This window comes from Rhizobium fabae (assembly GCF_003985135.1).
GTDB classification, from domain to species: domain Bacteria; phylum Pseudomonadota; class Alphaproteobacteria; order Rhizobiales; family Rhizobiaceae; genus Rhizobium; species Rhizobium pisi.
The window spans coordinates 340,923-366,902 of sequence record NZ_ML133648.1 but is presented as its reverse complement, the minus strand read 5'-3'; the positions used below and the strand labels follow the sequence as shown (position 1 = coordinate 366,902).

At 63.2% G+C, this 25,980-nt stretch carries 19 protein-coding genes; 4 read left to right on the top strand and 15 right to left on the bottom strand.

Features of this window, described 5'->3' with window-relative positions:
• Positions 1 to 23: 23 nt before the first annotated feature.
• The 3 genes from EFB14_RS10335 to EFB14_RS10325 form a co-directional block, all read right to left on the bottom strand.
• Positions 24 to 1,478: an efflux transporter outer membrane subunit gene (locus tag EFB14_RS10335; protein WP_126825026.1), complete on the bottom strand. Its 1,455-nt coding sequence runs from the start codon at positions 1,476 to 1,478 to the stop codon at positions 24 to 26.
• Positions 1,479 to 1,554: 76 nt separating this feature from the next.
• Entirely contained in the window at positions 1,555 to 2,859 is a 1,305-nt protein-coding gene (locus EFB14_RS10330; protein ID WP_126825023.1) for a HAMP domain-containing sensor histidine kinase, read from the bottom strand.
• A gap of 2 nt (positions 2,860 to 2,861) precedes the next feature.
• Complete coding sequence (locus EFB14_RS10325) at positions 2,862 to 3,548, bottom strand: response regulator (protein WP_125843023.1); 687 nt, start codon at positions 3,546 to 3,548, stop codon at positions 2,862 to 2,864.
• Positions 3,549 to 3,753: 205 nt separating this feature from the next.
• Here EFB14_RS10325 and EFB14_RS10320 point away from each other — a divergent pair, with 205 nt between their 5' ends.
• Together EFB14_RS10320 and EFB14_RS10315 are read left to right on the top strand one after the other, a co-directional pair.
• A complete protein-coding gene (locus EFB14_RS10320) occupies positions 3,754 to 4,854 on the top strand; it encodes an efflux RND transporter periplasmic adaptor subunit (protein ID WP_126825020.1) in 1,101 nt (366 codons plus the stop codon).
• Positions 4,854 to 8,000: an efflux RND transporter permease subunit gene (locus EFB14_RS10315; RefSeq protein ID WP_126825017.1), complete on the top strand. Its 3,147-nt coding sequence runs from the start codon at positions 4,854 to 4,856 to the stop codon at positions 7,998 to 8,000. The genes EFB14_RS10320 and EFB14_RS10315 overlap by 1 nt, the downstream gene beginning before the upstream one ends.
• Positions 8,001 to 8,234: 234 nt before the next feature.
• Here the strand turns inward: EFB14_RS10315 and EFB14_RS10310 are convergent, their stop codons facing one another.
• The 12 genes from EFB14_RS10310 to EFB14_RS10255 all read right to left on the bottom strand — a co-directional run bounded on the left by EFB14_RS10310 (position 8,235) and on the right by EFB14_RS10255 (position 23,174).
• Positions 8,235 to 8,954, bottom strand: a complete 720-nt coding sequence (locus tag EFB14_RS10310) for a ribonuclease activity regulator RraA (protein ID WP_126825014.1) — start codon at positions 8,952 to 8,954, stop codon at positions 8,235 to 8,237.
• A 14-nt stretch (positions 8,955 to 8,968) separates the two neighbouring features.
• Positions 8,969 to 10,711, bottom strand: a complete 1,743-nt coding sequence (gene araD, locus EFB14_RS10305; protein ID WP_210302757.1) for an L-arabinonate dehydratase — start codon at positions 10,709 to 10,711, stop codon at positions 8,969 to 8,971.
• Positions 10,712 to 10,880: 169 nt separating this feature from the next.
• Positions 10,881 to 12,302, bottom strand: a complete 1,422-nt coding sequence (locus tag EFB14_RS10300; protein ID WP_126825012.1) for an enolase-like domain-containing protein — start codon at positions 12,300 to 12,302, stop codon at positions 10,881 to 10,883.
• A complete protein-coding gene (locus tag EFB14_RS10295; RefSeq protein ID WP_125843033.1) occupies positions 12,299 to 13,315 on the bottom strand; it encodes a hydroxyacid dehydrogenase in 1,017 nt (338 codons plus the stop codon). The genes EFB14_RS10300 and EFB14_RS10295 overlap by 4 nt, the downstream gene beginning before the upstream one ends.
• Entirely contained in the window at positions 13,308 to 14,138 is an 831-nt protein-coding gene (locus EFB14_RS10290) for a sugar phosphate isomerase/epimerase family protein (protein WP_126825008.1), read from the bottom strand. The genes EFB14_RS10295 and EFB14_RS10290 overlap by 8 nt, the downstream gene beginning before the upstream one ends.
• A gap of 23 nt (positions 14,139 to 14,161) precedes the next feature.
• Positions 14,162 to 16,027 carry a GH39 family glycosyl hydrolase gene (locus EFB14_RS10285; protein WP_126825004.1) on the bottom strand — a complete coding sequence of 622 codons (1,866 nt, stop codon included), beginning with the start codon at positions 16,025 to 16,027 and terminating at the stop codon, positions 14,162 to 14,164.
• A gap of 57 nt (positions 16,028 to 16,084) precedes the next feature.
• Entirely contained in the window at positions 16,085 to 16,918 is an 834-nt protein-coding gene (locus EFB14_RS10280; protein WP_126825001.1) for a 5-deoxy-glucuronate isomerase, read from the bottom strand.
• Positions 16,918 to 17,976 carry an ABC transporter ATP-binding protein gene (locus tag EFB14_RS10275; protein ID WP_126825313.1) on the bottom strand — a complete coding sequence of 353 codons (1,059 nt, stop codon included), beginning with the start codon at positions 17,974 to 17,976 and terminating at the stop codon, positions 16,918 to 16,920. The genes EFB14_RS10280 and EFB14_RS10275 overlap by 1 nt, the downstream gene beginning before the upstream one ends.
• Positions 17,976 to 19,025, bottom strand: a complete 1,050-nt coding sequence (locus tag EFB14_RS10270; protein WP_125843043.1) for an ABC transporter ATP-binding protein — start codon at positions 19,023 to 19,025, stop codon at positions 17,976 to 17,978. The genes EFB14_RS10275 and EFB14_RS10270 overlap by 1 nt, the downstream gene beginning before the upstream one ends.
• On the bottom strand, positions 19,015 to 20,148 hold the full coding sequence (locus tag EFB14_RS10265; RefSeq protein WP_126824996.1) for an ABC transporter permease: 1,134 nt from the start codon (positions 20,146 to 20,148) through the stop codon (positions 19,015 to 19,017). The genes EFB14_RS10270 and EFB14_RS10265 overlap by 11 nt, the downstream gene beginning before the upstream one ends.
• A 12-nt stretch (positions 20,149 to 20,160) precedes the next feature.
• Positions 20,161 to 21,147: an ABC transporter permease gene (locus EFB14_RS10260; protein WP_126824993.1), complete on the bottom strand. Its 987-nt coding sequence runs from the start codon at positions 21,145 to 21,147 to the stop codon at positions 20,161 to 20,163.
• Between the two features lie 101 nt (positions 21,148 to 21,248).
• Positions 21,249 to 23,174: an ABC transporter substrate-binding protein gene (locus EFB14_RS10255; RefSeq protein WP_126824990.1), complete on the bottom strand. Its 1,926-nt coding sequence runs from the start codon at positions 23,172 to 23,174 to the stop codon at positions 21,249 to 21,251.
• A gap of 194 nt (positions 23,175 to 23,368) precedes the next feature.
• Here EFB14_RS10255 and EFB14_RS10250 point away from each other — a divergent pair, with 194 nt between their 5' ends.
• Together EFB14_RS10250 and EFB14_RS10245 are read left to right on the top strand one after the other, a co-directional pair.
• Positions 23,369 to 24,376 (top strand): LacI family DNA-binding transcriptional regulator, encoded by a 1,008-nt coding sequence (locus EFB14_RS10250; protein WP_126824986.1) that lies wholly within the window; start codon positions 23,369 to 23,371, stop codon positions 24,374 to 24,376.
• 90 nt (positions 24,377 to 24,466) lie between these two features.
• Positions 24,467 to 25,804 (top strand): alpha-L-fucosidase, encoded by a 1,338-nt coding sequence (locus EFB14_RS10245; protein ID WP_126824983.1) that lies wholly within the window; start codon positions 24,467 to 24,469, stop codon positions 25,802 to 25,804.
• Positions 25,805 to 25,980 lie beyond the last annotated feature (176 nt).

Here is a 25,980-nt window from a genome sequence, read left to right as displayed (position 1 = left end):
CGCTCGCTTAACCGCCCAGCCGATCAGCCCGACTTCGCCTTTCGCTCGGGAGCTTTATGCCCTTGACCCGTGAGGTAACCGGCACCGACGGCGACGTAGAGATCCACATAATCCTTGGCGACCTGCTGCACGGTGGCTGCAAGGCTTGCCTGGGCATCGGAGACTGAACGCTGTGCGTCCAGGACATCGAGCAGCGACGAGGCGCCATCCTTGTAGCTCGTGGTCGAAAGAGCGAGCGATTCCTGTGCCGTCTGCACCTGCCTGCGCAGCGGTTCCAGCGTCTGCGTGTCGCGGCGAACCGCAGAGAGCGCGTTTTCGACCTCTTCGACCCCGTTCAGCACCGCCGCTTTCCACGCGAGATATTGGGTCCTGGCATCGGATTTCTCGATATCAACATTCGCGCGCAATTTTCCGCCGTCGAAGATCGGCAGGTTGAGTGTCGGCCCGAAGGACCAACTGGTGAGGCTCGAGCCGCTGGCACCCGATGATTTGACCCAGCTCGGCGAGATCGAACCGGAGAGCGAGATCGACGGATAAAGCTGGGCTTCGGCAGTACCGATATCGGCGACGGCCGCCGCCAGCTCGCGTTCGGCCTTTCTTATATCAGGACGGTTGCGAATGAGATCAGCCGGAATGCCGGCGCGAATGTCGCCGTGGAAAACCGGCTGGCCGGCGCTTTTCTGCAGCTCGTCCATCAGCGAGGCCGCCGGCATCCCAAGCAGCGTGGCAATGTGATGGGCCGATTCGGTGAAGCTCTGTTCGAGGCCGGGAATGTCGGACTTTGTCGACTGTACCAGGCCCTCGGCCTGAACGACGTCGAGGCGGGAGGCCGCACCTGCCTTGAGCTGCAGCTGCGTGAGTTCGTAAGTTTGCTGGCGGGATTTCAAGCTCGCCTGTGAAAGCGCGATGCGCTCCTGATAGTAGCGGGCGTCGATATAGCTCTCGACCAGGTCTTTCAGGAAGGTGAGCTTTGCATTGTCGGCCGTCGCATAGGCGGCCCCCAGCGAGGCGATGGCGCTCTCCTTCGAGCGACGGTACTGGCCGAAGAGGTCGAGCAGCCAGGAAAGGCTGGCCCCGCCGGCCGTCGTGTTGGTGGTGCCGACCGTCGTGCGGAGCCGCCCCTTCTCGCCGGATACCGTGTGCGATGCATCGACACTGAGGCTCGGCAGAGCGCCGGCGCCGGCAACCGTGACATTGGCGGAAGCCGAGTTGATGCTCTCGAGCGCCTGCAGCACATCGAGGTTCTCGCGGAGGCCATGGGCCACCAGGCCGTCGAGCCGCTTGTCGCGATAGGCCGTCCACCACTCAGCCGTCGCGACATTGCCGTTGCTCTTGCTGCCACCCTCTGCGAATTTGGCGGGGAGCGGCATCTCAGGGGGAACATGATCCGGCCCGCTGACGCAGCCTGCGAGCAGCAGCGTGAGGGCGGATGCGGCGTAGCGGAGCGATGATAGTCTTGTAGAGAGCGACGGATACACTGGCGAGCTTCCTGAACCGGGATCGTGGGTCAGGCTTAGCGAGGCCAGCGTTAACAGCGGTTAAGAAACTGTAAAGTTAGGTAAAATCGCGAGTGTCAGCCGAACCAGGAGACGTCGGCCGCCGCGGAAGCTCAATTGTGATGGCCAGTCCGCCGCCGTCAGGCAAGGATGCATGCACCCGCCCGCCATGGCGCTCGACGGCCTGCCGGGTGATGGCGAGACCCAGGCCGTATCCGCCTCTCGGCACGGCCTCTTTCCCGCGTGAGAACGGCTGGAAGATGCGCTCGAGTTCGTCGCGCCTGACGCCCGGCCCCTGATCGGTGACGCAGATTTTGAGGCGCTCGGCCGCCGCCTCGCAAGACACGGATATGCCCGAATGTTCGGCCGTGTACTTGACGGCGTTGCGCACGACGTTTTCGAGCGCCCGGTAGATCAGCTCGCCTTCGACCTCGGCGCGGAAGGCGCCGTCGACGCTTGTTGTAATCGAGACATCCCGCGTCTGGGCTTCGAATGCCGCGTCGCCGAGGATTTCGTTCAGCAGTTCGATGACATCCAGAGCCTGGGTTTTCAGCGGCAGGCCGGATCCCGCGGTCAGCCTGGCGAGCGTCAGAACTTCGCCGACCAGCGCATCGAGCCGTTCGACCTCCCGGTCCATGCGATCCAGCATGGCGCCAAGCTTCGCCGGGCTCTGCCGGAGCACACCGACAGCGGCCTGCAGGCGGGACAAGGGCGAGCGCAATTCATGGGAGACGTCGTGGAACAGCCTCTGCTGCGCATTCTGAAGCTCCTGAAGCCGCGCGGCGGTGGAATCGAAGTCATGCGCAAGTGCGGTGACCTCGTCCCTGCGGCCGGCCATCTGGTCGCCGATACGAACGTCGAAGCGGCCATGGGCAAGCGCGCTCAGGCCATCGCGAAGGTGCACGACAGGGCGAATGAGGTATCCGGCGAGTGCGGCCGCAGCAACCGTGCTCGCAATGAAGATCGAAAGCCAGGGCACCAGCAAAGCCAGGTTGTCCACGACGTTGAGAAGAAAGCTGCCTTGCGGCGTCACCGAAATCCGGTAGCAAGTTCCGTCCTTCAGGATCGATTTCGTCTCTGCCGTGCTCTCGTCCGCGCACGCAAGCGACTCCGTGCTTTTCGAAAGCCTCAGGCCGAGCGGCACCGTCTCCTCGCTTGTGCGGATGAAGCGCGCGGCGGCGTCCTCGCCATCCCTTGCAAGCACATTCGCCGTCAGCGTCAGAATGATCGCCCGCTCCTGGTATTCCCGATCGCGGCCGGGGGGCGGAATTTGAAAGAGGTTGACGATCACGATGATGACAGCGAGCGTCGTTGCCAGCGTCAGCCAGATCGTCGCGAAGAACTTCCAGAAAAGCCTAGGCATGGTCAGTCCACGAGAAGTTGATAGCCCTGGCCGCGAACGGACTGGATCCAGGATTGCCCGTCCTCCCTCTGGCCGAGCTTCTGGCGAACGCTGCTGATATGGACGTCGATACGGCGATCGAACGGGGTCAGCGGCTTACCGAAGGCGCGCTTCGAAATCTCCTGCTTCGACACAAGCTGGCCGGCGCTGCGGGCAAGCACCTCGAGCAGGCTGAACTCGGTGCCGGTCAGGTCAAGGCTTTCTCCGCGCCATTCGGCGATCCTGCTGCCCGGGTGGATCACGAGCTGTCCCGCCCTTACGGTATCGGTGGACGCGCCGGTCGCCGGCTGACCGGCGCGGCGCAGGATGGCGCGCAGCCTCGCAGCCAGTTCGCCCGGCGAACACGGCTTCGGCACATAGTCGTCGGCGCCGAGATTGAGACCCGATATCCTGTCCACGTCATCACCCCTTGCGGTCAGCATCAGCACGGGAACCTGGCTGAGCTTCCGGATCCTCTGCAGGACTTCGATCCCGTTCATCCGGGGCATCATGATGTCGAGCACGATAATATCGACCGTATTGCCGGCGGCAGCCGCAATGGCGGCGCGGCCGTCCGTATCCGTTACGACGTCATATCCTTCTTCGACCAGATATTCCTGCAGAAGCGTCGTCAGCTCGGCATCGTCGTCGATGAGGAGAACCTTGTTCATTCACTTCGTCCGTCATTAATCCCGTCAAGCCATACAGCACAAACACCGTCGTGGGAGCGAGTTTTACCTAACTTAACACTCACTTGACCGCACTTAACGTTCGTTCCGTTACTTATCCTGCCATGACATAGACGCGCGCCGAGGCGGTTGCCGCGCATGAGCAACAATCATCCGTCGAGTTGGCGCGGATCGGTCAAAGGCAGCGATGTCTTTGACCACAAGGAGTGCATCGTTGAGAAAACCGTCTGGAATATTCGCCACCGCCGTTGTTGCCGCGGCGCTTTTGTTTCCGCTGCGCAGTGCTGCGGCGGATCAAGCCGCTGCGCCGGCCCTCACCGTCTCGCTGGTGACGCCGGCTGAGCGGGACTGGCCGGAAACCGTTCCCGCAAGCGGCTGGCTGAAGCCCTGGCAGGAAGCCATTATCGCTTCCGAGACGAGTGGCCTGCGCATAACCGAAATCCTGGCCGATGTCGGCTCCGTGGTCAAGAAAGGGCAGACCCTCGTCCGACTGTCGCAGGACAGCGTACGGGCCGACCTTCGCAAAGAGGAGGCGGCCATCGCGACCGCCAATGCGACACTCGCAAAGGCGAAGGCCAATGCGGATCGGGCACGCCAGCTTCAGCCCTCGGGCGCCCTCTCGGATGAGAAGATCGTCGAATATTTCGCCGACGAACAGACGGCGACAGCAAGTCTTGCCTCTGAAAAGGCGGCACTCGACAGCCAGAAGATCAAGCTCGACCAGACGACGGTCACGGCCGTCGACGACGGTCTGATCACCTCGCGCTCGGCCGAGCTCGGCGCGGTCGTCTCCTCCGGCACCGAGCTGTTTCGTATGGTCCGCCAGCAGCGGGTCGAATGGCAGGCGGAGGTTTCCGCCCGCTACCTCTCGCGCATCTCGGAAGGATTGAGCGTCGACATCGACGGGCCGGACGGGCGCCGCATTCAGGGCAAGGTGAGGCTCGTCGGACCTTCGGTCGACACCAATACGAGCCGAGCGATCGTCTATGTCGCGCTTCCCCAGGACGTTCACCCGCGCACCGGCCTTTACGTGACCGGCACGATCGAACTCAGGACCACGCCGGCGCTGACGGTTCCGGAGACGGCGATCGTGTTCCGCGACGGGATCAACTACGTCTTTGCGGCCGACGAGGACAAGCGGGTAAGACGGGTGCGGGTGGAGACCGGCCGCCGCAACGACGGCGAGGTCGAAATCGTCTCGGGCATCGATAAGTCGGCGCGCGTGGTGACGTCGGGCGGAGCATTTCTGTCAGACAACGATCTCGTGAAGATTGCGGGAGAAGGCTGATGAACTTTTCCGCATTTTCGATCCGCAATCCCGTCCCGGCGATCCTGCTCTTTGCGATGCTTGCCGTCGGCGGTTTGCTGGCGTTCAAACACCTGTCGATCCAGAATTTTCCCGATATGGACCTCCCGACCATCAAAGTGACCGCGACGCTCGACGGCGCCGCGCCGTCGCAGCTGGAGACGGAGGTCGCCCGCACGATCGAGGACAATCTTGCTTCGCTCAGCTATCTCGATCACATCACCACGACGATCACCGACGGCACGGTGTCGATCAGCGTCTCCTTCAAACTGGAGAAGGACAGCGAAACCGCCTTGAACGAAGTCCGCAATGCCGTGGACAGCGCCAAGGCCGATCTGCCGGCGCAGATGCAGACGCCTGGAGTCACCAAGGTTACCGTGCAGAATTCGGCGCTGGTCACCTATGCCGTCCAGTCTTCCACCCTCAATGAAACCGAGCTCTCCTGGTTCGTCGACAACGATCTGACGAAGGCGCTTCTGTCGGTGCCGGGCGTCGGACAGGTCAACCGCATCGGCGGTGTCGACCGCGAGGTCCACGTCGATCTCGATCCGACGACGATGGCCGCATTCGGCGTCACGGCGACCACTGTGTCGGCGCAATTGAAGTCGGTTCAGGCCGATACGTCGGGCGGCCTCGGAGAAATCGGTGGCACGCGCCAGACATTGCGCACGCTCGGCGCGGTTGCCTCGGTCGATGCCCTGAAGGAACTGCGAATTCCCCTCGCAAACGGGCAGCAGGTTCGCCTCGACGACGTCGCATCCGTCACCGACAGCTTCGCGGAGCGGTCTTCGATGGCCTATCTCGACGGCAAACCGGTGATCGCGGTCGAAATCAAGCGCTCGAACGGGTTTTCGGACAGCGGCGTTGCGGCCGATGTCGATACGGCGATGAAACAGTTCGCAGCCAAGCATTCCAACGTGCAAATCGAGGAAGCCTACAGCACGATCGGGCCGATTATCGACAACTACGATGGCTCGATGCACATGCTATACGAAGGGGCGATCCTGGCGATCGTCGTCGTCTGGCTCTTCCTTCGGGATTGGCGTGCGACGATCCTGTCGGCGGTGGCGCTGCCATTGTCTGTCATACCGACCTTCCTTGTCATGTATCTGGCCGGTTTCAGCCTGAATATCGTTACCCTGCTCGCGCTGTCGCTCGTCGTCGGCATCCTCGTTGACGACGCCATCGTGGAAGTCGAGAACATCGCCCGCCACCTGCAGATGGGCAAACGGCCGATCGACGCCGCTCTGGAGGCGGCCGACGAGATCGGACTGGCCGTCATCGCAACCACCTTCACGCTCGTCGCCGTCTTCCTGCCGACGGCCTTCATGAGCGGCATACCGGGACTGATATTCCGCCAGTTCGGTATTACCGCCGCCGTTGCCGTCCTCGTCTCGCTCGTCGTCGCACGGCTGCTGACGCCGATGATGGCAGCCTATTTCATGAAGGCCCATCCGAAAGAGGAAAACGACGGCCGCATCATGCGCGCCTATATGGCAATCGTGAAAGCCGCCATGAACCACAGGAAGACCGCGGTGGCCGTGACCGCCGTCGTCGTCGCGCTTTCGCTCGCCACCATCCCGCTCCTGAAATCCGGCTTCCTGCCCGCTTCCGACGACGCGCGAGCCCAGATCACGCTCACCATGCAGCCGGGCGCCACCATCGAGCAGACGGATGCCGCGACCAGGCAGGCCGCCGATATCGTCGGCAAGCTCCAGGACGTGACGCATGTCTTTTCCGCGGTCGGTTCCGCATCCCAGGGCGGCGGCCCCGACTCGAGCACGACGAGCAGCGTCGGATCCGCGACGATCGTCGCCGTGCTGTCGCCTATCGGCGAGCGCGACCGCAAGCAATCGGAAATCGAAAACGACATCCGGCAGGCTCTCTCGGTTCTATCAGGCGTGCGGGTCGCGGTCGGCGGCGGCGGCAACGGTACGAAGCTGGAGATCACCCTTGCCAGCGACGACGCCAACGCACTCGACAGCGCCAGCACGGCGCTCGAAGAACAGCTCCGCACGGTGCAGGGTATCGGCGCGGTGACGTCGACCGCGGCCAGGCAGGCGCCGGAGATCCAGATCACGCCCGACTTCGCGCGAGCAGCAGCGCTCGGAGTGACGTCGAGCGCCATCGCCGAGGTAGTGCGCGTGGCAACGAATGGGGAATATTCCGCCGATCTTCCAAAGCTCAACCTGCCGCAACGCCAGGTCCCGATCGTCGTCCGCTTCAGCCCCGAGACACGCACGAAGCTCGACGACATCAAGAACATGCGGGTTGTGGGAACGAACGGCAATGTCGATCTCGGGTCGATCGCCGATATCCGGATCGGCGGCAGCCCCTCCGAGATCGACCGCATCGATCGGATGCGCAACGTCACCGTGTCGGTTGAACTCAACGGCCGCATCCTGGGCGACGTCAACCGCGAAGCGCAGGCGCTGCCGGCGCTCCGGCATCTGCCGTCGGGCGTCACACTTGTCGAACAGGGCGAACTTCAGCGCAGTTCGGAACTGTTCCAGAGCTTTGGCCTGGCGATGGCGATCGGGGTGTTCTGCATCTATGCGATCCTCGTCCTGCTCTTCCACGACTTCCTGCAGCCGTTCACGCTTCTGATGGCTCTGCCGCTCTCGCTCGGTGGCGCACTGCTGCCGCTGGTGTTGACCGGAACCAGCTTCTCAATGTCGGCCGTCATCGGGCTGCTTATGCTCATGGGCGTGGTGACGAAGAACTCGATTCTTCTCATCGAATACGCGATCATGTCACGCCACCAGGGCATGCCTCGGTTCGATGCCCTGGTGGATGCCTGCCACAAGCGCGCGCGACCGATCATCATGACGACCATCGCCATGGCATCCGGCATGCTGCCGGTCGCCCTCAGCCTGACCGGCGGCGATTCCAGCTTCCGGCAGCCGATGGCGATCGTGGTGATCGGCGGCGTGATGATGTCGACGCTGCTCAGCCTCATCGTCATCCCTGTCATCTTCACCTTTGTCGACGACCTCAACGAGACGCTCAAGCGCCTCGTGCGCCCGACCGGGCCTGATACCGCCGACTCGGAACCGCAGGCATCCAACGATCGCGCGGCGATCACTTTCAAGCCCGAACTTTCGAAGCGAGGGCAAGGTCAGAGATGACTGCCCTCGCCGGGTTATTGGCCAGAAGGTCCCGCGCCCGGCACGCGACGCCTGGCGATCGTCAACCTCTTCGGTCGAGTTCCTCTCCCCCGGAACAAGGCCGCGGGACGTATTCCCCCGCAGGCGGCGTCAGCCGCCTGCGCGTCCTGCTGTCTGAGATAGTCCGGTTTTCGTAATCGACCGACACGTCGCCGACGAATTGAAGACAACCGCCATCCTTGGGAATCAGCAGGTTTAGCGGCCATGCTTGGCACGCCAGGCGGCAAAATCCTCGAGATTGTGGGGCTGCGTCGCCGGATAGAGGCCGATGATCGATTGGCCGGCCAGCACCCGTTCTGTGACGAAATCCTCGTAGGCCGTCATTTCCACGGCTTCGTCGGCAATCTCGTCGGCGAGTTCGGCCGGAATGACGATCACGGCTTCATCGTCGCCCACCATGATATCGCCGGGCCACACCGCCACATCGCCGCAGCCGATCGGCACATTGATGTCCAGCGCCTGATGCAGCGTCAGATTAGTCGGTGACGACGGGCGGTTGTGATAGGCGGGGATCGCCAGCCCGGCAATTTCGGGACTGTCGCGAAACCCGCCGTCGGTGACGACGCCGGCGACACCGCGCACCATCAGCCGCGTCACCAGAATGGAGCCGGCGGATGCGGCGCGCGGATTTTTGCGGCTGTCCATCACCAGCACGGCCCCGGGCGGGCAGCTTTCGACGCAAGCGCGCTGCGGATGCTCGGGATTGCGGAAAACCTCGAGCTTGTTCAGGTCTTCGCGCGCCGGAATGTAGCGCAGCGTATAGGCCGGGCCGACCATGTTCCGACCTTTCCCGGCGACAGGCTGCACATCCTGAATGGTCTGGTTGCGCAGGCCGCGCTTGAACAGCGCCGTGCTGATGGTGGCGACGCTGACCCGCATCAGCTTTTCGCGCGTGCCGTCCGAAACTGTCGTCATCCCTGCATGTCCTCCTAGAAAATATCGGGTTCTCCCGCTGCCGGACCGAATTCGGGCAGCAGGTAGTCGAAATCGCAGCCCTTGTCGGCCTGGCTGACATGGGCGGCATACATCCAGCCATATCCGCGACCGAACCGATCGACGGGCTTCACCCAGGCGGCACGACGCCGGGCCAATTCCCCCTCGTCGATCAGCATGTCCAGCCGGCGGTTGGGAATATCGATGCTGATCGTGTCGCCGTTGCGCAGCAAGGCGAGCGGGCCGCCGACATGGGCCTCCGGCGCCACATGCAGAACGCAAGCGCCGTAGCTGGTGCCGCTCATGCGCGCATCCGAGAGCCGCAGCATATCGCGATAGCCCTGCTTCAGCAGCGCCTTCGGCATCGGCAGCATGCCCCATTCCGGCATGCCGGGACCGCCGAGCGGCCCGGCATTGCGCAGCACCATCACGTGATCGGGCGTCACATCAAGCGTTTCGTCCTCGACGGCCGCCTTCATTTGCGGGTAGCTGTCGAAAACCAGAGCGGGGCCTTGATGGACATGGAAGCGCGGGTCGCAGGCCGCTGGTTTGATCACCGCGCCACCGGGCGCCAGATTGCCCTTGAGCACGGCAAGCGATCCCTCCGGATAGATCGGGTTGGAAAGCGGCCGGATCACATCGTCGTTGTAGACTTTCGCGCCGGCCAGCGCCGCGCCCAGGGTTTCGCCCGAAACCGTCATCGCGCCAAGATCCAGCCGCTCGCGAAGCTGCGACATCAGTGCCAGCAGACCGCCCGCATAGTAAAAGTCTTCCATCAGATAGGTGTTTCCGGAAGGGCGGATATTGGCGATGACAGGCGTGGTGCGGCCGAGCGCGTCGAGATCGTCGAGCGTCAGCGCGACCCCTGCCCTGCGCGCCATCGCCAGGAGATGGATGACCGCGTTGGTCGAACAGCCGGTCGCCATCGCGACAGTCGCCGCATTGCGCACGGCCGCCGGCGTCACGATCCGGTCCGGCGTCAGATCTTCCCAGACCATTTCCACGATCCGCCGGCCTGAATGGGCCGACATGCGGATATGATTGGCATCAGGCGCCGGTATGGATGAGACACCGGTCAGCGTCAGGCCCATCGCGTCGGCGATCGCGGTCATCGTCGAGGCGGTGCCCATCGTCATGCAATGGCCGTAGGAGCGGGCAATGCCGGCCTCGATGCCGGCCCATTCTTTGTCCGATATCGTTCCGGCCCGCCGCTCGTCCCAATATTTCCAGGCGTCCGATCCCGATCCGAGCTGCTGGCCGGCATAATTGCCGCGCAGCATCGGCCCCGCCGGCAGGTAGATCATCGGCATCCCGGCGCTGAGTGCGCCCATGATCAGGCCCGGCGTGGTCTTGTCGCATCCGCCCATCAGCACCACGCCGTCAACGGGGTGGGCGCGGATCTGTTCTTCGGTCTCCATCGCCAGAAGGTTGCGGTAGAGCATGGTCGTCGGCTTCATGAAGTTCTCTGAAAGCGCCAGCGCCGGCATTTCCACCGGAAAGCCGCCGGCCTGCAGCACGCCGCGCTTCACGTCTTCGACGCGATGCTTGAAATGGGCGTGGCAAGGATTGAGATCCGACCAGGTGGACAGGATGCCGATCAGCGGCTTGCCGGCCCAATCGCCGGCGTCGTAACCCATCTGCATCAGGCGCGAGCGGTGGCCGAAGCCGCGCAGATCTTCGGATGCGAACCAGCGGGCCGACCGCAGCTCACCTGGTGTCTTGACCGCTTTCACAGACATGCCGACATGCCTCCATTCCTATACAATATGCAACTATTGACACGACGCGAAGCGTCCGAAGCCGGAAAGATATAGGTGCTCATCAATTCCTCAAGCCTGCCCCGCCCGCCGCAGGGACCGGAGAGTCCATGCATTGCAGCGCTCGACCCATGCCAACCACTCTTGAACATTATGACAGCGGCTCCATCGCTTCGAAAGCTGGCAAGGCGCCGCTGGCATAGCCAATCGTCCCGAGCGAACCGATGGCGATCCGGCCGTCGCGGATCGACAGGAGCGGCCCATCCGGGCCTTGCTCATAGAGATCCGGATGGGCCGCGGCAAAGCGCGCTTTCTCCGCCAATGGCGCGCCCTGCATGCCAGCCACATAGTGATGGCCGTTGCGCTCGACATGGGAAAGGCCGAGGAGAGACACCAGCGCCAGATCCTGCTGCACGGCAAGTCCTGCCTGGCAGGTCAGGTCTTCGCCGGAGAGGAACAACCCCAGCACGCTTCCTGTCCTGATCCGGATCGCCTTCATGAGCGAGCGGTAAATGCCCTTGCAGGTTTTCGAAGAGACGCCGATATAGCCGAGCCCGCGGGCCCGGGCGAAGGCGCCGTCGCCGTCGTCGCTTTCATCGATCAGGAAGGGCAGTTGCGCCGCGAGATCCCCGAGCGGCGTTTCCATGGTGATCTCGCGCGAGAACGGCTGTTCGACGAAGGCAATGGCGGCGCGCAGCCGCGCCAGGTGAGGCACGGCCTCGATCCGCGCCAGCAAGGCGGCAAGCTGTTCGGCGGTGGTGAATTGTTCGTTGCCGTCGACCGTCACCCGGTAATCGGGCACGCGGTCGAGCACGGCGGCGATTCGTCTGAGGCGGTCGAGATCGGCATCGATCACGCCTGAAAGCTTGATCTTGAACCAATGGTTGCCATAACGCGTTATCACCGCCTCGAGGCTCTGCGGCAGGCCATCGTCGATGGGTTCGGCGATATCGTTCTCGGTGATCGGATCGAGAAGCCCAATCGTATGCCGGGCCGAGATCGAGCCGGCGGGGCGAAGGCCGGCAAGCACCGCCGCCGCTGCATCGGCATCGATATCCCCAGGCAGCATATGGCCGCCGATGCCGATGATATTACGGCGCACTGCATCGAAAAACGAAATGCCGGCCATACGGCAATAGGCATCCAGCGCCGCGCGGGCGATGAGCGAAGGGCCGAACCCGGCGGCCAATGGATTTCCCGGCAGGCGGCGCACGGTTTCGATCTCGTTGACGCGTGCGGCGGTAAACAATGTCGTCGGGTGAGATGTTTCGAGCGACGCAGCGGCAGCGGCGCGGATCGAGGCGCGCAGCTGATCGACATTTTGCGCCGGCGTGAAGGCCGGGTTCTTGTCGAACCATTTCGGCACCATCATTTCGGCGGCTGCGCCGATGGCGGTTCGCCCCTCTTCATCCTCGACGCGGACCTTCAGGAAGGCCTGCGGCGCCTTTTCGAGGGTGGCAGCGCCGAAACGGAACGGCAGGCGCAGCCTGATATCACGCTCGAAGGCGTCGACTTCGATGATTCTGATGCGCCGCGCCGTCACGGAACCTCCAGTGCTTCTGTCCATGCTCATGCCATGCGGTCGAGCATGGCGCGGGTGACCTCGTGGTGGAGCGGCTCCCGGCGAAGAAGCCTTCCGATCTCATCCACCATGGCCTGCCCCTGGGCGAAATGCGCCTCTTCGGTGTGACCTGCGGCATGCGGCGAAATGGTGACATTCGCAAGCATGGGATCGCGGAAGGGACTGTCCGGCGGCAGCGGCTCGTTGTCGAAGACATCAAGAGCGGCCACGATACGGCCGGCCCGAATCTCGGCGAGCAGTGCCGCTTGATCGACCAACTCCGCACGCGCCGTGTTGATGAACAGCGCGCCGGGGCGCAGCAGCGCCAGTTCGCGGGCGCCGATCATGCGGCGGGTCTCGGGCAGAACGGGCGCATGCAGGGAAATCACGTCGCTTTGAGCCAGCGCATCGTCCAGCGCGGCGCTGACAACGCCGAGCGCGGCAGCCTCAGTCTCGTCCAGATAGGGATCGAAGACCAGGACGCGGCAGCCGAAAGGAACAAGCAGGCGCATCACCGCCCGGCCGACATAGCCGGCACCGACGATGCCGACGGTTCTCGCGCCAAGCAATCTCTGCGGTACGGCGGCGCGGACGTCGAGCCATTCGCCGCCGTTGCGCAGGCGATGATGCAGCCGATCAATGCCGCGCATGGCAAGCAGCGCTTCGGCGACGACGAACTCGGCCACCGAGGCGGCGATTTTCGAAGCGGCATGGCTGACGCGAAGGCCATCGTCGAACAGGCGCGCCGGTATGAGCGTGCGGACGCTGCCTGCTGAATGGGCGACAAGGGCAAGCCGAGGATGGCGCTGGCGCGCGGCGGCATCAAAGGGCGGCGTGCCCCATCCGGTAAGGCAGGCCGTGGCGCCTTGCAGCAGGCGATCAACATCGCTTGCGTCGATTGTCGCGCCGGCCGGCCAGCGCACATCGCCAAGGGTATTCAACTGGGCAATCGCCGTATCGTCGAGCATCATGCGACGTGTTTTTTCGGTCAAAAGAACGGAGATGACGGGAGCTTGTTTACGCATGGTTTTGCTCTTTCGCTGCGGCGACCAGGCGCCTGAGATGGGCGAGATCGGCGCGGGCCTTGCCGAGCGCCTGCTCGCGGGGGACCCGGTATTGGGAATGAACCGAGAGCACACCGGCAAATCCGGTGGCGACCAGATGCGGGACGATTTCGTTCCAGGGCACCATGCCCTCGTCGAGCCCATACCAATCCGAATGCCATGCGCGTTGGCCGTCGGCGCCGTAAGCGCCGGGAAACCAGCCGCCATTCTTGACGCCTATGCAGCAGAACCACGGATCGAGAAGGTCGAGGCTCAGACGCCAATCCTCGCTGCCCTCGCGAACGATCTGATTGGCCGGATCGGGATAGGCACCGATCCTGACGGGATCGCGGCCGGTGAGCAATTGCCTCGCCAGCGCGCCGGAGCTGTGCAAGGTGCCGCCATGCAGCTGGACGGTCAGCTTGACGCCGAACCGCTCGGCGAGCCGTTCGAAACCATCGAGGTCGCGCCGCGCTTCGTCGACCTGCACCATCCAGCGGCGCGACGGATCATAGCGCCAGAAGCCAAGCCTGACCTGCCCGATGCCGGCCTCGCCGCAGCAGCCGACAAGCCGTGACGTGGAGTCGTCGGGCCGCGTGGAATCGATCGTCGCCATTGGCGTGCGCACCCCCGCCTCGGCAAAGAGCTTTGCGGCCTTGACGATTTCCTCGGGTCTCTCAGGCGAGACGGCGTGTCCCTCGCGGATGAGAAGATCGGCGCAGTCGAAGCCCAAAGCGACCGTCATCTCTGCCGCTCTTTCGAGTGACAAGCCCTCAAGGGTCTTGGTGAAATAGGCGATATCCATGGCTCAGATCCGGAAGATGCTGTTCATGAGGCAGAGACACAAAGCTCGCTGCGGCGGCCGAATGCATCGCGGGCGCAGACCGCGTAACGCACACCCTGAGGCGGCGACATGTGCAGGAATGCCGTCGAGATCAGCGGTGCCGTGCTGACTTTTTCAAAGGCCTTGCCGTCGGCGCTGGCCAGGACATCGTAGAAGATGGCAGGGCCGGCATCGCCGGCGGCCCAGAACAGCATGCGTTCTTCCCGGCCGCCGAGACCAAGGTAACGGTCGACGACAAGGCCGGTCGGCGCGGCCGGGGCCGCGCCGGTGTCGGGAACGACAAGCACCTGCGTCAGCGACGGCAACGGCACATCCAGGTCGACGCTGAGCCGGCCTTCGTCGCACGCCACGGCGCTGATTGGGTGCAGCAAGGCGGGTTCCTGCGCATGGCGCAGCTCGGCGAATTGCGCTTCGGTGGGCTCGGACGGCGCGCCGACCGGCTCGAACGGCCCGCGCGGATTGCTTTCGTCGCGCTGGGCCTCCCAGACCTCCATCGGATTGGTGAATTCCTCGTCGATGCGCAGCAGGCAAAGCGCGTGGCGGCCGGGAACCAACCCGTTCACCTCGAGGCGGACGGCGGTCCGGCCCGAACGGTTGATGGCATCGACGCTGTGGATGAGGCTGATGGAAACGCCGCCGCCCGGCAGTCGCGTCGGCAGGATCGCCAGGCCATCCTGATCGGGAGCAAGCGGCGGTTCGGCCGTCACCTTGCAAACGGTATCGCCGAGCGTTGCCAGCAGTTCCATCGATGTGAGGCCGGGTTTCTTGACGATGTCGAAGGGCGGTGCCTGATCGACATCGGTGACCAGCCGGTTCAGATCGGTCTTGTGCTCCCACTGCGCCTTGGTGAAATTGCGCGAACCGAAATAGGCAAAGATCGTGCGCTGACCCCAACCGCCGATAAAGGCATGGTCATTGCTGAGGAAGGTGAAATCCGCCGCCTTCGGTGCGATGATGCGCCGGTCGTGCTGTTCGATGATCCGGGCGATAATCCCAGCATAATAGGCCTTGCCGTGCCAGCTGTGATGATCGCTCCAGCCGAGCTGCGGATCGCATTCGTCGTTGACGATGGGGAGGCCGGCAAGCCGTGGGTGATGTTCCGTGAGATAGTCGACGACGAGAAGCGTGCGGTCGACGATGGCATTGGTTTTTGGAGTCAGGTCTTCCTTGCTGCCGTTGACGGCTTTTTCGTGGATCGAGATGTAGTCAAGGCGCGGCGGCCCGTCACCGGTCAGGCAGCTCGTGCCGCTGTCGCAATGGGCCATGAGGGCGCGGAAGATCGGTGACAGGGTGCGGGCGGTACCGGGTCCGCCCATCGGCAGGTTGGGATCGATGGCGTCTAGTCCCGCGACGCAGGCATCGTAATAGTTGGTGTAACCCTTGATCCCGTAGGTCCACCAGCCGGAGTCGGCCTCGTTGGTTGTTTCGAAATACCACGTGCGCAGTTCGTCCATGCCGTAACGCGCGCCATAGCGGTCCACTGTTGCCGTCACGAGATCCCGCCAGCGCCTGACCTGATCCATGTCCTCGTAATCGGTGAAGAGACCTGACGGGTTGCCCATCAGCTCGAAGAACGGCTTCAGGCGATGTTCGATCATCACGTCGAGCGCGCGGTCGAGCAGAGACCAGTCATAGCCGGTCCCGCCGGTCGCGCGCAGCAGATTGTAGAGGTAGTGCACACGCAAATACCGGATACCCTCGTTCGGCAGACCGCCGATATAGGCAAGCATCTGGCGCATCTCAGGCTCGAGCAGCAGTTCGGCCGGCGAAAAGCCGGTGCCGCGCCAGAACCGGTTGAACGGGCGGACCGCTTCACCGGCATCGACGCTTATTCGCGTACGTTCACGCATGGGTCGTTTCTCCTTGGACGGAAGGCGGTCGGTGCCCGCAATGCGGCAGAAGCCTGATCATTTGAACTTGTCGCGCATCGCATCGATGCCGGGGATGGTTTTGGTCAGATGCTGATGGGCAGGATCGAAGCGCTGGATCAGCCCCCGGCGGTGCTTGCCGACCAGGATGGTGAAGATATAGCCGCGATGCCCCGGCGAGGTGGCCGTCGGGTGGTAACCCCGGTCGAGCAGGAAAGTATCGCCGTGGCGGGTCATCAGGATCTTGACCGGGCCGTCCTCGTCATAGGCGATCTGGCTGCCGAAGCCGGTCTCGGGCTGGAAGCGGTAGTGATAGAGCTCCTCGTGCCGGGTCTCGGCATCGCCGTCTTCGGTGTCGTGCTTGTGTGGGGGATAGCCGGACCAGCAGCCCTCGCCGGCATAGAGTTCGCTGACCAGCAGGTTGCCGCAGCGTCCGTTCTGTCGCTGGCCGAGCAGGTGGACGATCCGCCGCTGGCTGTGTGTGTCCGGCGAGCCGACATTGACCGCGTCGACCTCATCGGGCGTGACCCGGAACGGGGCGTAGCGTGTGTCGCAGAGGCCGCCGGCAATGGCGACTTCCGCAGGTCCGCCGTGAGCCGATATCCGGACATTGGCGCCGACCGGCGCGTAAACCGAGTCGGCATCGCCTCCCCAGATATCGGCTCGCCGGCCCACAGCTTCGAACATGATCTCATCCACCTCGATATCCACCCGACCCGACAGCACGACGTAGAGGCTTTCGTGCGTGAGCAATCGCCGGGTGTCCTGCTCGTTGGAGGCAAGCATGACGAGATCGAAGTAAATGAGATCAAGCGTCTTGGAGGAGGTATCCACAATAGGACGCTGCTCGGAGCGTGGAATGAAATCGGGCATCAATTGAACTCCGGAATGGTACGATCGGCAAAGGGATTGAGGCTCAAAGCTTCGGCGTGATGGCAGGCGACTGCGTGCCTGTCAGCTGTGACAGTGCGCAGGGCCGGCACCTCCTGCTTACAAAGCTCGGTGGCGTAGCGGCAGCGCGGATGAAATGCGCAGCCGGGCGGCGGATGGGCCGGATCGGCAACCTCGCCCGCCAGCCGGATACGCTGGCCGTGGCGGCGCATCCTCGGATCGGCGATCGGCACGGCTGAGAGCAGCGCTTCGGTGTAGGGGTGGAGCGGGCGCGAAAAGATCTGCTCGGTCGGAGCCTTTTCGACGACCCGGCCGACATACATCACGGCGATATTGTCGGAGATGTGCCGGACGACCGAGAGATCGTGGGCGACAAAGAGATAGGTCAGCCCGAACTGCTCCTGCAGGTCCTGCAGCAAGTTGATGGTTTGTGCCTGCACGCTAACGTCGAGCGCCGAGACGGCCTCGTCGGCGATGACGAGGCGCGGATTGGACGCCAGCGCCCGGGCGATGCCGATGCGCTGGCGCTCACCGCCGGAGAAAGCATGGGGATAGCGGCGCATATATTCGGGCCGCAAGCCGACGCTCTGCATCAGATCGGCGACCCGGTGCTCGAGTTCCCGGCCCTTGACGATGCCGTTGACGCTAAGGACCTCGCCGATGATGTCGATCACGGGAAGGCGCGGATTGAGCGAGGATTGCGGGTCCTGGAACACCATGCGCAGGTCGCGGTGGATTTCCTTGAGGGTAGGACCCGACAACCCGGCGAGATCGACCGTGCCGCCGCTGCGGTCGCGGTAGCGGATTTCCCCGCTCGTCGGCCGATAGATGCGCAGGACGGTGCGGGCAAGCGTCGACTTGCCGCAACCGGATTCGCCGACGATGCCAAGCGTCTCGCCGTCCTCGACGCGAAGCGAAACGCCGTCGACCGCCTTGACGTGCCCGACCACGTGCCGGAACGCGCCCTTGCGAATGGGGAAATGCATCCTGAGGTCGTTGAGTTCGAGCAGCGGGCTGCGTGGTGTCGCGGGACCGGCCATCATCGTCCTCCTTCGTAAAGCAGACAGCTGGCGACGTGCCCGTCGCCGATGACGACGGATTGAGGGTCATTCCGGTCGCAAAGGCCCGCCCTCGCCTGCTTGCATCGGGGATGGAAGCTGCAGCCTTCAGGCCGGGCGAAGCGCGAAGGCACCATGCCGTCGATGACCGCGAGCCGTTCGCTGGGTTGCCCATGCATGCGCGGCACCGACTGCAGCAGCGCCTTGGTGTAGGGATGGGCCGGCGCGTGGAAGATCGTGTCGACGTCGCCCGCCTCCACAACCCGGCCGACATACATAACGACGACCTCGTCGGCGATCTCGGCGACCACGCCGAGATCATGGGTGACGAACAACACCGAGAGCCCGAATTCGGCCTGCAGCGAGGCCAGGAGATCGAGGATGTTGGCCTGGGTGGTGACATCGAGCGCCGTGGTTGGCTCGTCGGCGATCAGCAGCTTCGGGCGACAGGCGAGCGCCAGCGCAATGCAGACGCGCTGGCGCATGCCGCCGGAAAACTGGAATGCGTAACTTTCCATGCGCTCGGCCGGCCGGGGAATGCCGACCAGAGCCAGGGTCTCGATCGCATGCTCGCGCGCCTCCTTGCGGCCCATCTTCAGATGCAGGCGGATCACTTCCACCATCTGGTTGCCGATCGTATGGACGGGCGAAAGGGCGGCCATCGGCTCCTGGCTGATCAGGCCGATCTGAGCGCCGCGGATCGCCCGCATGTCACGGCCGCGCGGATCGAGCGCCGCGAGATCGACGGCGGGTGCGTCCGGATCGGGCCGGTAGCGGATCGCGCCCGAGACGATGCGGCCGCCACGCGGAACCTGATTGAGGATCGAGCGGCCGGTGATGCTCTTGCCCGAACCGGATTCGCCGACAACGCAGACCGTCTTGCCGCGCGGGACGGTGAAGGAGACGCCGTCGACCGCCCTGATCGTGCCCAAACCGCCGAAGAAGTGGGTTCTGAGATCGTCGACCTCGATCAGCGGGTCGCGATCGGCGCGCCGCCCGCCGGCGGCGGCGAAATTGGAGTCAGTATTCATAGGGATCTGCAGCATCGCGTAATCCATCACCGAGGAAATTGAGGGCGAGCACCGTGACGATCACCGCGATGCCAGGAAGAAACAGCCAGGGTGCGCTGGAAACCGCGAGGATGTTCTGCGCTTCCTGCAGCAGCACGCCCCAGCTGACGACAGGTGGACGCAGGCCGATGCCGAGGAAGGAGAGCGCGGTTTCGGCCAGGATCATCGTCGGGATGGCGAGCGTCACCGAGGCGATGATGTGGCTCATGAAGGACGGAACCATGTGCCGCCAGATGATGCGCATCCGGGAACAGCCATCGAGACCGGCGGCGATGACGAAATCCTCGGTCTTCAGCGACAGGAAGCGGCCGCGCACCACGCGCGCAAGGTCAGTCCAGCCGATCAGCGAAAGGATGACCGTGATCCAGAGATAGACCAGGACCGGATCGGCGCTGATTGGAACGGCGGCCGCGAGGCCCATCCACAGTGGGATGGTCGGGATCGAGTTGATGAGCTCGATGCAGCGCTGGATCACATCGTCTACCCAGCCGCCATAGAGGCCGGAGATACCGCCTAGGATGATGCCGAGAACGAGGCTGATCGCGACGCCTATCAGGCCCACGGACATCGAGACACGAGTGCCATGGACCGTCCGGCTGAAGACGTCGCGGCCCAACCGGTCGGCGCCGAACAGGTAGAACGGCTTGCCCATCTCGACCGGACCGATAAGGTGCCGATCAAAATTGAACAGCCCCCAGAGCCGATAGGGTTCGCCTTTCACGAAGAAGCCGACAGAAATGACGATGGCCGGATCGGGCGCGTAATCGCGGCTGAGTGCGATCGGGTCGACCTTCATCGAATAGCCGTTGACATAAAGCGGATGAAATCCGCCCGCCGCATCGTAGCCGGCGAATCTGAGCTGCTGGGGCGGCGCATAGGTGTAGCGGGAATCGTAGGTCTGCGACGAAACCGGGGCGAGGACGTCGGCGAATAGGGCGACCAGGTAGATCAGGAAGATGACGATGCCTGCGGCGAGCGCCAGCCGATGACGGCAGAAGCGCCACCAGATGAGCTTCCATTGTCCGGCCAGGGCGTCAGCGTTTTGGACGGGTTCAGGCGACAGCGCGATGGCTTGATCTGTCATTTTGTATGTCCTTCATCCGTTGCGAATGCGGGGATCGAGCCAGGCGAGCAGCAGATCCGAGATCAGCGTGCCGATGAGGGTCAGCATGCTCATCAGCAGGATGAAGGTGCCGGCCAGATACATGTCCTGGGCAAACAGCGCATTGAGCAGAAGCGGCCCTGTGATCGGCAGGCTGAGGACGATCGAAACCACCACCGAGCCCGAGACGAGGTGCGGCAGCACCCAGCCGACTGTGGAGACGAAGGGGTTGAGCGCCACGCGCACCGGATATTTCAGCAGCAGCCGGATTTCGCTCAAACCCCGGGCGCGCGCCATATCGACATAGGGCTTGTTGAGCTCGTCGAGCAGGTTGGCGCGCATGATGCGGATCAGCGCCGCGGTGGCGCCGGTGCCGAGCACGACGACCGGTATCCACATATGGGAGATGAGATCGCCGAGCTTGGCCCAGCTCCAGGCCGCGTTGATATAGGCGGGCGAAAACAGCCCGCCGACGCTTTGGCCGAAATACTGCGACGAAACGAACATCAGCACGAGCGCCAGCAGGAAGTTCGGGATGGCGAGGCCGAGGAAGCCGAAGAAGGTGGCGACGTAGTCGCCCACCGAATATTGCCGCACGGCCGAGTAGATGCCGATCGGAAAGGCCACCGCCCAGACGAAGAGCAGCGTGGTGACCGAGACCACCATCGTCATGCCCATGCGCGCCCAGATCAGCTCGCTGACCGGCTTGTTCCAATCGAGGGACTGGCCGAAATCGCCGCGCAGCAGGATGCCGCTGATCCATTTCCAGTATTGGATTGCCCATGGCTGATCGAGGCCATAGCGCTCGCGCAGGCCGGCGATGACGCCCGGATCGATCGTTTCGTTCTGCGAGGCCAGACGCGCGGTCATCGCGGTCAGGAAGTCGCCGGGCGGCAACTGGATGATGATGAAGGTCACGACCGAGATCGCGAACATCATCGGGATCATGTAGAGCAGACGTCTGATGACGAAGCCGGCCATGTTCAAGCTCCTTCAACCGGCGATCGCCGATCGGATTGGGATTGGGCGGGGCTGGTGGTGGAATGGCGCCCACGGACGCCATTCCCGCCGATCATTTGTCTTTATTGCTGGTAGTAGAAGGTCTCCGGCTTTGCCGGTCCCGGCGTCATGTAGAAGGACGTGCTGGGAATGACCTTCGGGACATTGCGCATATTGGTCTTGACGATGCCGACGCGGTCCGGCTCCAGGTTCGTGCCGATGACGTAGAATTCGTCACGGGTGATCGAAAGCAGCTCCTTCATTGCGGCCAGCTGCTTTTCAAGAATCGGGGCTTCCTGCACCTGCCGGTAGAGATCCATCTGCTTCTTGGCAGCGGGGCTCGGCTCCTCAGCGTTCGGATCCTTGGGGTTCTGGTAATAGAGGCCCCAGGCCGTCGCGAAGCTCGACTCGTATTCGTGCGGGAAATACCATTTGGGATCGAGCAGGCCGAGGAAGTCGTAGCCGCCGCCGCCAACCCATCCAAGGCCGTCATTCTCATTGTTCTGCAGGCGGGAGAAGATCAGCGAACGTTCGGCCGGGCGGGGCTGCATGTCGATGCCGACGGCCCGCCAGTAGCGCTGGATCATCTCGAGGGCGTCGATCTGGATCGGGCTTCCCGTCAAGGCGTCGATCGCAAAGGTGATCCGCTTGCCGTCCTGGCCGAGGCGATAGCCTTCGGCGTCATGTTTGGTCAGGCCTGCCTTGTCGAGATACTGATTGGCGAGATCGACATTATATTCCAGATACTGCGTCGCCATTTTCTCGTCGTAGAGCGCACTGCCTTCGCGGGGTGCGGCCTGATAGGGTTTGGCTTGTCCGGCATAGATCAGCTGGTTGAGCTCTTCGCGGTTGATGGCGTAGCTGAGGCCGATGCGGAAATCCTTGTTGGAAAAGACGGCGCGCAAGGCCGGATTCTTATGGGTCTGGTTCAGGGTGATCAGCAGGGCATTCGACCATGCCGGCCGGGCGACGAAGAGGCCGTAGCCGCCCTTTTGCTGGTTCTGCACGATCACGGTGCGGGCATCCGTCGTCTCGATGAAGCGGTTCTGCATGTCGATTTCGCCGCTGATCGCCTTCAGGATGATCGCCTGGGTATCCTGCATCACATCGATGGTGATGCGGTCGAAGTAGGGAAGCTGGTTTCCGGCCGTATCCACCTTGGCGTAATATGGATTGCGTTCGGCGACCACCTGGGTGGTGCCGTTATAGGGCGCGGTCAGCACCCAGGCATCGAGCGTCGGGCGGCCGAGATCTCGCCAGCGGCCGGGAAAGCCGATCTTGTTGTTGAAGAGTTGGACCCAGTCGGTTGCCCCCGCCGCCTTTACCAGGGCGTCGATGCCGTCGGGATTGAAATCCTTGTGGAAGTGCTTGAGGTAGTGCGCCGGTGCGGCCGCCAGGATATCGGAGCCCCGCACGGTCGCCATATTCATCAAGAAGAGGCCATTCGGCGCGGCAAACTTGAAGACGATCTTGTCGTCGGCGAGCTTCTCGACCTTGACGGTCTCTCCGCCCGCGGTCAGCCAGTCGGGCGCGGCCGGCGTGATCTTGGTGTTGCGCAGCACGTTCTCGCTCCACCACACCAGATCGTCGGCGGTAAAGGGCTCGCCGTCCGACCAGCGCGTGCCCGCTCGCAGGGTGAAGGTATATTCGGTGGCATTGTCATTGACCTCGACGCTCTTGGCGATATCGGGGATCACCTCGGTCCACTCGGGGTTCCAGCGGACCAGCCTGGTATAGCCAATCGAACGCTCGATCTCGCTGTCGCCGCCACCAAAGGTGGCCGTGCGCCACGTGCCGCCATAGGTGCCGACCGATTCCAGCGGCGTAAGCACAAGCGGTTCCTTGGGCAGCCGCTGGTCGACCGGCGGCAGCTTGCCGGAATCAACGAGCGCCTTAAGTTCCGGTGCCTCCTGAAAGCCGAAGGCGGCGCCCGCCCAACTGGAGCCAATGAGGATCGCCGCGGCAATGGTCGAAACGACCTGCCGTCGTAGAATTCTGACGTGCTGCATTTCTCTCCTCCCAACGATCGTGTTCCAGGTTATCGTTAACGTATTCTCCTCTTTCAATTACGTTATCGTTACCGTTAAAATCTGTCAAAGAGTTTTTTGTTGTCGCACTCTGAGTCCGGAACCGCCTTGGCTTTCCCGGAAATTATGTTAGTTATCGTTATCTCAAACTCCTGCCGTTTAAAGAGACATCCCAGTTGAGCCGCCCCAAAGAGCCAGAATCCAAAATAACCATCGCCGATGTCGCCCGCGCCGCAGGCGTGTCGCCGATGACCGTGTCGCGCGTGCTCAACGACCAGGGCGGCGCCAGCGCGGAGACCACTCAGCGCATTATCTTGGCGGCCAGCGAACTCAATTACCGGCCCAATCCCTTTGCGCGCGGATTGCGCTCCGATCGATCGAAGACCATCGGCCTTCTCGTTCCCGACATCACCAACCCGTTCTTTCCCGAGGTCATCCGGGGGGCCGAGGATGCGGCGACTGCCGCCGGCTACAACCTGCTGCTCTCCAATGTCGTCGAGAACAGCAAACGCGAGGGTGAACTCATCGAAGCGCTGCTGCGCCATCGGGTCGACGGGATCATCGTCTGCAGCGCGCGGCTTCCGGATGCCGCCCTGCACAAGGCGCTAGCACCTCACCGCGCCGTTGTGCTGATCAACCGCGAGGCCCCTCCCGAGGTCGCGGGAACGATCGTCACGGACTATGAGACCGGGGCCTCCCGCGCCATCGATCACCTGGTCGAGCGCGGGCGCCGCAAGATCGCGATCGTCGCGGGACCGCGCAGTTCGTTCGGCGGCAAGAGCCGTCTCATCGGTTTCCGCAAGACGCTGGCGGCCCACGGGCTCAAGGCGGAAGGCATCGTCTATTGCGATCCGACCGCGGCGGGCGGACAGACGGCGGCAGCACAATTGCTAGCGGAAGCGCCCGGAATCGACGCCCTCGTATGCTACAACGACCTCAATGCGATCGGCGCCATGAAGGCCTGCCGGGCTGCCGGCATTTCGATCCCCGAGCAGATTGCCCTGATCGGTTTCGACGACATACCGACGGCCGAGCTGCTGTCTCCGGCACTCACCACTTTGCGGGTACAGAAGCGGGAAATGGGCGAGGAGGCGGTGCGCCTGCTGCTCAGCCGCATCGCCACCAAGAACCGTCAGCACGGCATCGTCATCGTGCCCGAGCTCATCGTTCGCGAAACAACCTGAACACCACCGGAGTAGGATGCCGAAAAGTGTGAGCGGTTTTCGGACGACATCATGCTCCAACTCTTAAAGCTTGGAACAGGAGGAATATCCATGGATGGCGACAATCTGCAGTCACTGGCCTTGCCCGAGGAGAAGAAGGCCTGGTTCGTCCACGACCGGTTCGGCATGTTCGTGCATTGGGGGCTCTACGCCCTGCCGGCCCGTCATGAATGGGTCAAAAGCCGCGAAGAATTGAACGACGCCGACTACCAGAAATATTTCGATCATTTCGATCCCGATCTCTACGATCCCAGAGAATGGGCAAGACGCGCAAAGGCTGCGGGCATGAAATATGTGGTGCTGACGACCAAGCACCACGAAGGCTTCTGCCTCTGGGACACCAAGGCGACCGATTTCAAGGTGACCAACACGCCTTACGGAAAAGATCTGCTGCGCCCCTTTGTCGATGCCTTTCGCGCGGAGGGCCTGAGGATCGGCTTCTACTACTCGCTGATCGACTGGCATCACCCCGACTTCACCGTCGATCCGCGCCACCCGCAGCGCAATCATCCAGATGCGATGAAGATCAACGAAGGCCGCGACATCAAGCGCTATGCAGCCTTCATGCGCGAGCAGGTGCGCGAGTTGCTGACCGAGTTCGGCCAGATCGACATCACGTGGTTCGATTTCAGCTATCCGCAGTGGAAACTCGGAGAACTGGTCGGCAAAGGCCATCGGGACTGGGAAAGCGAGAAACTCGTGCGCCTGGTGCGCGAGCTTGCCCCCGATATCATCATCAACAACCGGCTCGATCTCGCCGGCCTGCAGCCCGACATCGTCACGCCGGAGCAATATATGCCGCGCGCCTGGCCGAAACGCGACAGCAGGCGCGTCGTCTGGGAGGCCTGCCATACGCTCAGCGGCTCCTGGGGTTATCACCGCGATGAGGATACCTGGAAAAGTGCCGAGCAACTGGTACAGATGCTGATTGGCACCGTCGCCATGGGCGGCAACCTCCTGATGAACGTTGGGCCGACGGCTCGCGGCACGCTCGATCACCGTGCGATATCAGCCCTTGCCACGTATGAGGAGTGGATGGCAGTGCACGAGCGCAGCATCATCGGCTGCACTCAGTCCGACTTTACCGCCCCGGCCGATTGCCGGCTGACCCAGAATGGCGACAGCCTCTACATCCACCTCTTCAACTGGCCCTATCGCCATCTGCATTTCGATGCGCTGGCGGGGAAGATCGAATATGCGCAATTCCTGCATGACGGCAGCGAGGTTACCTGGCTGCGCCCGTCCAGCAACACATTGTGGGCGAATACCCAGTTCCCCGTCGCCGAGGACGAGCTGACATTCGTCCTGCCGGTGCGCCGGCCCAAGGTCGTGGTCCCGGTCATCGAGGTCAAGCTCAAGGCCGCGAGCGCGGCCGGCCTTCAGGATTGAGATGCAGCGAACGCGATGAATCGGTCCGATTTTGAGAACGTGATCGAGCTACTGGGATGAAAGGCTCACGGCGCGGCGGCCCGAGATCGAGGCCGTCGTTCGGAGCTCAGATGTCATCGCTGGCGAGACTGGCAACACCTTTCCGGTTGAGCTCGGCGAAAGCCCGATGGAATTTC